At 66.6% G+C, this 8,496-nt stretch carries 13 protein-coding genes and 1 pseudogene; 4 read left to right on the top strand and 10 right to left on the bottom strand.

Translation table 11 applies throughout. The features are described 5' to 3' along the window. Nucleotides 1-340: 30S ribosomal protein S2 (locus tag VF992_04615; protein ID HEX9340436.1), on the top strand; the 340-nt coding region annotated here is incomplete at its 5' end. A 14-nt stretch (nucleotides 341-354) separates the two neighbouring features. Continuing rightward, nucleotides 355-1,218, top strand: coding sequence for an AmmeMemoRadiSam system protein B (gene amrB, locus VF992_04610; protein HEX9340435.1), 864 nt, complete (start codon nucleotides 355-357; stop codon nucleotides 1,216-1,218). On the opposite strand, the gene cutA is transcribed toward amrB, so the two are convergent. Continuing rightward, complete coding sequence (gene cutA, locus VF992_04605) at nucleotides 1,209-1,544, bottom strand: divalent-cation tolerance protein CutA (GenBank protein HEX9340434.1); 336 nt, start codon at nucleotides 1,542-1,544, stop codon at nucleotides 1,209-1,211. The two genes, amrB and cutA, sit on opposite strands and share 10 nt — an antisense overlap. Before the next feature lie 106 nt (nucleotides 1,545-1,650). Between cutA and VF992_04600 the strand changes: the two genes are divergently transcribed. Together VF992_04600 and VF992_04595 are read left to right on the top strand one after the other, a co-directional pair. Next, entirely contained in the window at nucleotides 1,651-2,019 is a 369-nt protein-coding gene (locus tag VF992_04600; protein ID HEX9340433.1) for a DUF6015 family protein, read from the top strand. Nucleotides 2,020-2,056: 37 nt separating this feature from the next. Continuing rightward, complete coding sequence (locus VF992_04595) at nucleotides 2,057-3,388, top strand: site-2 protease family protein (protein ID HEX9340432.1); 1,332 nt, start codon at nucleotides 2,057-2,059, stop codon at nucleotides 3,386-3,388. A gap of 6 nt (nucleotides 3,389-3,394) precedes the next feature. Here VF992_04595 and VF992_04590 read toward each other — a convergent pair whose 3' ends face one another. The 9 genes and pseudogenes from VF992_04590 to rpl7ae all read right to left on the bottom strand — a co-directional run bounded on the left by VF992_04590 (nucleotide 3,395) and on the right by rpl7ae (nucleotide 8,462). Beyond that, a complete protein-coding gene (locus tag VF992_04590; GenBank protein HEX9340431.1) occupies nucleotides 3,395-3,727 on the bottom strand; it encodes a hypothetical protein in 333 nt (110 codons plus the stop codon). Between the two features lie 27 nt (nucleotides 3,728-3,754). Next, nucleotides 3,755-4,606 (bottom strand): GNAT family N-acetyltransferase, encoded by an 852-nt coding sequence (locus VF992_04585; GenBank protein ID HEX9340430.1) that lies wholly within the window; start codon nucleotides 4,604-4,606, stop codon nucleotides 3,755-3,757. Next, on the bottom strand, nucleotides 4,546-4,749 hold the full coding sequence (locus VF992_04580) for a hypothetical protein (GenBank protein ID HEX9340429.1): 204 nt from the start codon (nucleotides 4,747-4,749) through the stop codon (nucleotides 4,546-4,548). The genes VF992_04585 and VF992_04580 overlap by 61 nt, the downstream gene beginning before the upstream one ends. Nucleotides 4,750-4,787: 38 nt before the next feature. Then, the gene (infB, locus tag VF992_04575) at nucleotides 4,788-6,545 is read right to left on the bottom strand and encodes a translation initiation factor IF-2 (protein HEX9340428.1); all 1,758 of its coding nucleotides are present in this window, start codon (nucleotides 6,543-6,545) and stop codon (nucleotides 4,788-4,790) included. Between the two features lie 34 nt (nucleotides 6,546-6,579). Beyond that, on the bottom strand, nucleotides 6,580-6,714 hold the full coding sequence (locus tag VF992_04570; GenBank protein HEX9340427.1) for a hypothetical protein: 135 nt from the start codon (nucleotides 6,712-6,714) through the stop codon (nucleotides 6,580-6,582). A 67-nt stretch (nucleotides 6,715-6,781) separates the two neighbouring features. Beyond that, nucleotides 6,782-7,240, bottom strand: coding sequence for a nucleoside-diphosphate kinase (ndk, locus tag VF992_04565; protein ID HEX9340426.1), 459 nt, complete (start codon nucleotides 7,238-7,240; stop codon nucleotides 6,782-6,784). A 428-nt stretch (nucleotides 7,241-7,668) separates the two neighbouring features. Then, nucleotides 7,669-7,845 (bottom strand): annotated as a pseudogene (locus VF992_04560) (50S ribosomal protein L24e). A 4-nt stretch (nucleotides 7,846-7,849) separates the two neighbouring features. Next, on the bottom strand, nucleotides 7,850-8,062 hold the full coding sequence (locus tag VF992_04555) for a 30S ribosomal protein S28e (protein ID HEX9340425.1): 213 nt from the start codon (nucleotides 8,060-8,062) through the stop codon (nucleotides 7,850-7,852). A 28-nt stretch (nucleotides 8,063-8,090) separates the two neighbouring features. Next, nucleotides 8,091-8,462 (bottom strand): 50S ribosomal protein L7Ae, encoded by a 372-nt coding sequence (rpl7ae, locus tag VF992_04550; protein HEX9340424.1) that lies wholly within the window; start codon nucleotides 8,460-8,462, stop codon nucleotides 8,091-8,093. Nucleotides 8,463-8,496 lie beyond the last annotated feature (34 nt).

Raw genomic sequence — 8,496 nt, 5'->3', positions numbered from 1 at the left:
CGGAGCGAAGGTGCTCGCGGGCCGGTTCGTCCCCGGCACGCTGACGAACCCGAACCTCCCGGAGTTCATCGAGCCCGAGGTCCTCCTGATCACGGACCCCGCCGCGGACCAGCAGGCGCTCCGGGAAGCGCTGAACGTCGGCATCCCGGTCGTCGCCCTCTGCGACGCGAACAACGAGACGCGGGACGTCGACCTCGTCGTGCCCACGAACAACAAGGGTCGGCGAGCGCTCGCGACGGTGTACTGGCTCCTTACGCGCGAGGTCCTCAAGGCACGGGGCGCTCTGACGTCGGACGAAGGGTTTACGTTCACAATCGATGATTACGAGGCGTCCCTCTGAGCGGGGCGTCTGGCATGCGGTACCCGGCCGTCGCAGGAGCGTTCTACGAGCGTTCGCGCGACGCCCTGCTCCGGCAGATTCGGGAGTGCTACACCCATCCGCACGGACCCGGTCGCGTCCCGGAGGTCGAGAAAGGCGAGCGCCGGCTGCTCGGGCTCGTCGTGCCCCACGCCGGGTACGTGTATTCGGGGCCGGTGGCGGCGCACGCCTATGCGGCGCTCGCGGCCGACGGATGGCCCTCGACGTTCCTGATCTTCGGCCCGAACCACCACGGACACGGCGCTCCCCTCGCGATTACGAAGCACGATTGGCAGACGCCGCTCGGCACGGCCTCGCTTGATGCCGGCCTCTACGACGCGGTCTCGAAACCGCCCCTCGAGGACGACGTCCTCGCGCACCGGGACGAGCACAGCATCGAGGTCCAGCTGCCCTTCTTGCAGGCCCTGTCCGACGCCGTCCGGTTCGTGCCGGTGTGCATGGCGTTCCAGGAGTACGACCTCGCCGCGGAGGTCGGCGGCCTCGTCGCCGACGCCGTCGAAGGCAAGGACGTGATGTTGATCGCCTCGTCCGACTTCACGCACGTGGGCCCGCAGTATTTCCAGATGCCCCCGCGCGGGATGACCGCGCCCGCGTTCGCGAAAGGACAGGATGCGAAGGCGATCGAGAAGGTCCTCGCGTTGGACCCGAAGGGGTTCTCCGGACGGGTCGCGCAGGACGACATCTCGATGTGCGGGTACGGGCCGGTCACCGCGATGCTGACGGCGGCCAGGCGACTCGGCGCGACGCGGGCGAAGCTCCTGAAGTACGGGACCTCGAGCGACACGAGCGGCGACGCGCGGATGGCGGTCGGGTACGCGGCGATCGCCGTCTATCGCTGAGCGGTCTCCGCATCGATCCAGTCGAGGAAATCGCGCAGGGCGGGACCCATCGGGTACGACACGATGCACGGGACCTCGTACGGGTGGTTCTCCCGGACCGCGGCGATGAGTTTCGGCAGCAGGGCGGCGCGGGTCTTGAACACGATCACGACCTCGCTCGCGTCCTCGAGAGTCCCTTTCCATCGGTACATCGATTCGATCGGCCAGAGGTTCGCGCACGCCGCCAGCCGTCGCCCGACGACGGCGCGTGCGATCGAACGGGCCGTCTCGAGGTCCGGCGCGGTCACGTAGGCCATGGCGTGCGCGGCGGGGCGTCGCGGCGGCATCGAGTTCCTCCGAATGGATATCAGGGTCAGGAACAGGAATGGGCTCGACGGCCTTTAAGTGGCACGCCGCGTGGTTCGGAAGTGGATCTGGATGCCTGTTGTAACGATGTCCGAAGTGGTCGGCGCCCTCCGGGCGACGGTGGGGCGGCGAGGGATGGCGGAAGCGGACGTTCGGACGCTCGCGGACTACCTCATGTCGTTCTTCGGATTCCAGACGGAGGCCATCGACAACAACCTCGACGTCGCGGATCGCGATGTCTTCTACATGCTCGAGGAGGAAGGCCTCCTGTCGACCCGCCAAGAGGAGGTCATGCTCAAGAAGGGGAAGATGTGGCGCATTCACTATTGGATCCTCAAGGTCGAGCGGATCAAGGCGCTCGCGCGGCCGAGCGGCCCGAAGGCCGAGGTCGACGCGTTCGCCGTCTACAACGATCTCCCGGACGATATTTGGACGCGCCAGCTGCCCGCGAGATAAGGTTGAAATAGGCCCGGAGACTCGTTCGGAGCCGCGCATGTGGGACCTCCTCCCCCTCCTCCTCGCCGCGGGTCTCATCGTGCTCTGGTCCCTCGTCGTGTTCGCCGCTCAACGTAAGGGGCTCCTGGAGCGTCGCGGCCTCACGCCCGTGCCTACGCCCGCGGGTCCGTTCCTCATGTGGAAGACCGTCCGAGGGCGTCGGTTGATTGAGCGCGTCGCGCGACCCACCCGGTTCTGGCGGGCGTTCGGCGACCTCGCGATCGTCCTCGTCGCGCTGACGATGGCGGGCACGACGATCCTCCTGATCTGGGAGGCGACGCTCGTGCAAACCCCGGCGGTCCAAGCGAATCCGCCCTCGCCCGAGCTCCTGCTCGGGCTGCCCGGGGTGAATCCGATCATCCCCCTCGGGTACGGCATCCTCGGACTGTCCGTGGCGATCATCCTCCACGAGTTCTCCCACGGCATCCTGTCGCTCGCGGCGAAGATCCGCATCCGGTCCCTGGGCCTGATCTTCCTCCTCGTCCCGATCGGCGCGTTCGTCGAGCCCGACGAGGAGGAACTGCGCGCCCTCCCGCGTCGTGAGCGTGCGCGCCTCTACGCCGCCGGGCCCGCGACGAACATGCTGCTCGCCCTCACCTTCGCATTCCTTTTCTCCTCCGTCATGATGGCCTCCGTGACCCCGGTCGCCCCCGGCGTCGGGATCATCGGGTTCCCGGATGGACCGTCGCCCGCGAGGGACGCGGGCATGATGCCGTACACGATCATCACGCGATACAACGGAACGGACATCGGGACGTACACGGACTTCCTAGCCGCGAAGGCGCTCACGCACCCCGGGGACAACATCACAATCGTCACGTACGATGGAACGGCTTCCGTTCCATATCCGATCACCCTCGCGGACGACGGGAAGGGGAACGCATACATCGGGATCCTTGGGATCGACGTGAGCACCGAGTACTACCACCCGCTCTCGAATCCGGACCAGTTCGGCGGCGTCCCCGGCGCCATGCTCGTGTATATCTCCCTCCCCTTCCAAGGTCGCGCGCCGATCCAAGACCCCGTGGACCGGTTCTATCAGATCGGCGGGCCGCTCGCCGCGATCCCGGCCCCCGTTTTCTGGATCCTCGCCAACACCGTGTACTGGCTCTTCTGGCTCAACGTGATGCTCGGCGCGACGAACGCGCTTCCCGCGATCCCGCTCGACGGCGGCTACCTCTTCAAGGACGGGATCGAAGGGCTCGTCTCCCGGCTCCGGAAAGGCATTCCCGCGGACCGGCGAGACCGGATCGTGCGTGGCGTGAGCTACACGTTCGCCCTTCTAATTCTCGGCCTCGTCCTTTGGCAACTCATCGGGCCGCGGATCTGAGCGCGGTCACTTCCCGGCTTCCGCGGCGACGAGCCCGAGGACGCCGCTGACGATTGCGAGGATGCCGCCCGTCGAACTGCCCAAGGAGAGGACAATCACGATGATCCCGAGCACGATGTTGATGATGCCTCCGGAGCCGTACTTGCCGCGGTAGATCATCAAGCTCCCCAGGATGATTGCAATCCCCAAGAGAGTCGCGATGACGAGGTTGGCCAACCGCGTCAGATTGCCCGTCAGGTCGATTCCGCGAAGGTCACCAAGCGCCCCCACGAGGATCAGGAGGCCGCCGATGAGGCCGATTAGCATCGCCAAGAGCGCGAGGATTCGCTTCTCGGTCACGAAGTCCAGACAAGCCGGACATACGTTTCAGCCTTTCTCCAGCCCCCCGAGCGCCCAGATGCCGGCCGGATTCCCCGCGAACCGGTTCTCCCCCCACCCCATGCGCAACGCGCGGAACACCTGCGCGTAGCCGAGTTCTTCCACGAAAGCGAGGAGCGGCGCGTTCTGGGACGGCCCGCTGAACGCAATCTCGCGCGCCCCGGATGCGGCCACGAGGGCGTGAAACAGGTTCCGGGCGGCCGGATCTCTCGGAGGCCCGACTGCCCACGGGCCGACTTCACACGACTCGCCGTTCACGTTCCCGACGATGTATCCTCGGATCTCGCCGCTCCGCTCGGATACGAGGAACGAATCGGGGAATTCCTCGGCGAGCCGTTCGAGGAGCGGCGTGCGAGGGGCGCCGAAGTACGCCGCATCCAAAGGGACGAGGCGCGGAATGTCGGACCGGCGCGCGGGGCGGACTCCGGTCGAGCGGCCCGAGATGGCTGGACCCCGCCACCGGACGACCTCGTATTCTCGGCGGAAGCCGAGCCGTTCGTAAAAGGGGATCGCGTTGAGGTAGGCGTACAGGCGGACCGTCACGACGCCCGAGGCGCGCAGGTGGTCCAGAGCCGCCTCCATGATCTGCTTCCCGACGCCGCGCCCGCGCAACTCCGGACGCACGATGACCGCCCCGAGGAACGCGAGCCCGTCGTACGCGGTCGTGGTCAGGACGCCGACGACCTCGCCCTCCAAGTCCGCGGCGAGGCAGCCGTCCGGGGACAGCGCAAGGAGCCTGCGGAAGTCGTTGCGGGTGTAGCCCCACCCTTCGAGATCGGTCAGGCGGATGGCGGCGTCGATGTCCCGCGTTTCGAGTCTCCGGACGCGCGTGCCTTCCACAACTTCACCCGCTGTTCGAGTTCTTCCGCCTCGTCGCAGTCGTGATACCCGTACGTCACGTACCGTTTCTCCTTCCGGAGGTGCTTGTACATGCAGGGGCCGTACTCGTCGTCTTCCTGCCCGTACCACTTGTCGCAGTCCATGCACCGGTGTTTCTGCGGCAGCGCCGCCTGGAGTTCCTCTACATTGCCCAGAACGGATCCTCCTTCCGCTTGATGCCGATGATCTGATCGAGCGCCTCGGCCTCGTCGTGGGTCAGGTCCCTGCGGACCCGCAGCGACCGCGCGTCCGTCTCCGGGAGGTCGACGTACAGGACGTCCCCGCCGTTGATCTGGCGGCCGATCGTGATCCCGTCCACGGAGATCGCGACCTCCTGTCCCGGCCCGGCCCCCTCCAAGCTCTTCTCCCCGCTCCGGATCGACTTGATCCGGCCGACCGGGCGGCCGTCCTCGCGCATGAGCGCCTCGCCCGACCGGATGCGCCCGGCGAGGATGCGCACCCCGAAGATCGCCGGTTTCGACGTCCGGAAGACGTGTTCTCCGAGGAACAGGAGCTTCGCCGGATACGCCATCGCCTTGCGGCTCGCCGCCTCGATCGCGCGCTTCCGCTCTTCCCGCCACGCTTGATAGTCCTCGATGAGTCGGTAGATGACGTCGCTCTCTAGGAGCGCGAGGTTCGGGTGTTCGAGGCGCGATGTCTTGGCGTCTGGAAGGATCTCCAAGTTGAAGGCGAGGATTGCGCGCAGGAGCGGCTCTTTCGCCGTCGCCGCGTCCGTGACGTCGCGCCGCGAGACCGGCCCGATCCGGGCGTACTTGATCGGGATGGAGGCTTGCTTGCATTCGTACGCCAGGCCTTCGAGGGATCCGATCGCATCGGCCTTGACGAGGATGCCTTCGTCCTGCGTCTCGATGTGGACCTGCGATTCTTTCGCGATCTCCTCGATGACTGCGGAGACGTCTCCTCTGGCCCCACGGATCGGGGCGCCCGCGACGGCCCGTTCGAGACCGCTGCCGACGAGCTTCACCCCGGCCGCGGCGGAGACGCTCGCCACGGAGTCGAACCGCTCTTGCGGATCGCGAATCTCGTCGAGCGGCTTCGGCTTCAGGAGCGCCTTCACCTTTGTCGTCCCGGGCTTGCCCGTCGTGCCGAAGACCACGGTGTCGCCTTTCGACAGGACGCCCCGGTAGACGATCGCGTCGAGCGTGACGCCGAGACCTTTCTCTTCCTTGACCTCGAGGATCGTGCCCTCCGCGGGGCCCGCGGCCGTCTCGAGTTGCTGCTCGAGGAAGCGCTGCGCGAGTCCGATCAGCATGAGGAGCATGTCCGGGATCCCCTCGCCGTACTTCGCGCTCACCGGGACGACGGCGAGGTTCGCCGTGAAGTCCTCGATGCGGTCGTAGCGGTCCGCGGAGAAACCGTGCTCGTAGAGCCGGCCCACAAGCTCGTACATACGTTTGTCGAACTCCGCCCTCGCCGACTTCGGTTGGTCCGAGTACGACGCCAGGAACGGCTTGCCTTCGTGCTTCCGCCAGCCGGGGACGAGGTCGATCTTGTTGGCCGCGACGATGAACGGGGTCTTGTACCGTTTGAGGATGTTCAGGCTCTCGATCGTCTGCGGCCGGAACCCCTCGTTGACGTCGATGACGAGCACCGCGAGGTCGGCCAAGGCGCCGCCCCGCGCGCGGAGCGTCGAGAACGCCACGTGACCGGGCGTGTCGATGAAGAGGAGCCCCGGGATCCGGAAAGACTTGCCCCTCACAAGGTCGCCGCACGCCTCGAGGATGGCGGCGAGGGGCACCTCGGTGGCGCCGATGTGCTGGGTGATCCCACCGGCCTCGCGGCCCGCGACGCCGGTGCCGCGGATCCGGTCGAGGAGGGTCGTCTTCCCATGGTCGACGTGCCCGAGGACGGACACGATCGGCTGGCGAATCGAGGCCATAAGCGTCGGACCAAGAAGCCGACGCTATTAGAATCTATTTCTCCCGCTCGACCGGATTCATCGCGGCCTCGAGAGCATCGAGGCGCTTGCGGAGTTCGTCCACGGCTGCCTCGAGGCTCGCGACCTGATTGTCGAGCTTCCATACCCGGCTCGTCAGGCCAATGTCCATCGAGTTCCTCCGGGAGGACAGGCCGGGCTCACAGCTTAGGCCTTTCGCTGGATCCCGACGGGCGGCACTACTCCCGAAGCCAAGCCTCGTCGATCCGCGTGTACGAGTAGAATTCGTCCTTCTTGAAGAAAAGGTCGATCTCCCGTTTCGCGCTCGCCGGCGAATCCGAGCCGTGGATGAGGTTGCGACCGATCGTCAGGGCGAGGTCGCCGCGGATCGTCCCCGGTTCCGCCTCGGCCGAGTTCGTCTTGCCCATCATCCTCCTCACGGCCGGGACGGCGCCGTCCCCCTCCAAGACCATCGCGATGACGGGCCCCCCGGTGACGTACGACATCAGGGGCTCGAAGAACGCCTTGCCCTTGTGTTCTGCGTAGTAGGTCTCCGCAAGGGACCGCGTCACCCGGATCATCTTCAGGGCCACGAGCTTCAGGCCCCGATGCTCGAACCGCGCAACGATCTCCCCGACCAGGCCGCGATGCACCGCGTCCGGCTTCAGCAGGACGAAGGTGCGGTCCGCCGCCGTCACGCCCCCTTCTTCGCCTTCTTCGCCGAGGGAGCGGGCGTCTCCGCTTCGGGCGCCTCCCGCTTGCGTCCCTTGACCCGAGCCCATTGTCCATCGAGCCACGCCTTGAACACCCGGCGGCCTTCGGGAGAATCTTTCCACGCGAGGAACTCCGCCTTGTCGATGTGCGTGACCGGCTTGGCCCCGTGCTTCTTCTTCGCCCAGCCAACGATCGACGTCTGCAGCGCGTCACTCGCGATGAAGTCGGAATAGAATCGCTCGAGCTCGCCGCGGGCGAGATCCGGCCCGAGGCGCTTGTCGATCAGGTCGGAGAGGTCCGAGGGAATGTCCTTCCCTTTCGGCGCATCGATCGTGATCTCGGCGGCGATCGCTTCTGTCGGAGCGGGCGCCTCCTCGACGACGGCTTCCTCGGCCGCGATACGGCCGGCAGCTCGCCGGAAGGCTTGGGTCCACGGCGTCCACCGCGGTACCCGGCCGAGCTTCAGCATGTTCGATTGGCACTTGTGGGAGCAGAACAGGAACACGGTCCCATCCTTGCGGATGAACATCTTCCCCGTCCCAGGCTCGATCTCGTTGCCGCAGAACGAGCAAGAGCGTCGGGCCGGCATCGGCTCACCGGACCGACAGCTTACGGGCCTCGCGGGCGGTTTCCCGCAGCATGAGGACGTCGCCGAGTTGGACGGACCCTTTGACGTTCCGCGTGATGATGCGGCCCTTGTCGCGGCCGTCGAGGACCCGGACCTTGACCTGCGTGGCCTCGCCCGTCATCCCCGTCCGGCCGACGACCTCGACGACTTCCGCGGGAATGCTGTCCTCGTCCGCCATGTTCCCTTCCTTGTCGCGTCGCCGACCGTCACTTCTTCATCGCGCGGAGCTTCGAGGCGAGATCGTCGACGGCGGCCTTCGCCTTTCCCGGGTCGAGGATCGCGATCGAGGCGGTCGCCTTGCCCAACCCCACGGCGACGCCGAGCTCCTGCTTGCTCGGGACGTACGCATAAGGCACGCCTTTCTCCTCGCAAAGCAAGGGCATGTGCGCCAGGATCTCCTCCGGCTGAACGTCTTCCGCCATCACGACGAAGGTCGCCTCGCCCCGCTCGACGAGCTTGGTGACCTCGTTCGTCCCCTTGCGCACCTTTCCGCTCTCTTTCGCCAACTCGATCGACTGGTACGTCTTGTCGATCAGATCCTTCGGCATCTCGAATCGAACGTACATGGGCTTGGCCATCGTGGAGACCTCCTTCCGCCCCGCGGCCGCGGGA

This window comes from Thermoplasmata archaeon (genome assembly GCA_036395115.1).
In the GTDB taxonomy this organism is placed as follows: domain Archaea; phylum Thermoplasmatota; class Thermoplasmata; order RBG-16-68-12; family RBG-16-68-12; genus RBG-16-68-12.
This window is presented reverse-complemented; position numbering and strand designations above follow the sequence as displayed.

Coding starts and splice junctions, on each gene's coding strand:
- amrB (HEX9340435.1), top strand. CDS start 355: ATGCGGTACCCGGCCGTCGCAGGAGCGTTCTACGAGCGTTCGCGCGAC.
- cutA (HEX9340434.1), bottom strand. CDS start 1,544: ATGCCGCCGCGACGCCCCGCCGCGCACGCCATGGCCTACGTGACCGCG.
- VF992_04600 (HEX9340433.1), top strand. CDS start 1,651: ATGTCCGAAGTGGTCGGCGCCCTCCGGGCGACGGTGGGGCGGCGAGGG.
- VF992_04595 (HEX9340432.1), top strand. CDS start 2,057: ATGTGGGACCTCCTCCCCCTCCTCCTCGCCGCGGGTCTCATCGTGCTC.
- VF992_04580 (HEX9340429.1), bottom strand. CDS start 4,749: ATGGACTGCGACAAGTGGTACGGGCAGGAAGACGACGAGTACGGCCCC.
- infB (HEX9340428.1), bottom strand. CDS start 6,545: ATGGCCTCGATTCGCCAGCCGATCGTGTCCGTCCTCGGGCACGTCGAC.
- VF992_04570 (HEX9340427.1), bottom strand. CDS start 6,714: ATGGACATTGGCCTGACGAGCCGGGTATGGAAGCTCGACAATCAGGTC.
- VF992_04555 (HEX9340425.1), bottom strand. CDS start 8,062: ATGGCGGACGAGGACAGCATTCCCGCGGAAGTCGTCGAGGTCGTCGGC.
- rpl7ae (HEX9340424.1), bottom strand. CDS start 8,462: ATGGCCAAGCCCATGTACGTTCGATTCGAGATGCCGAAGGATCTGATC.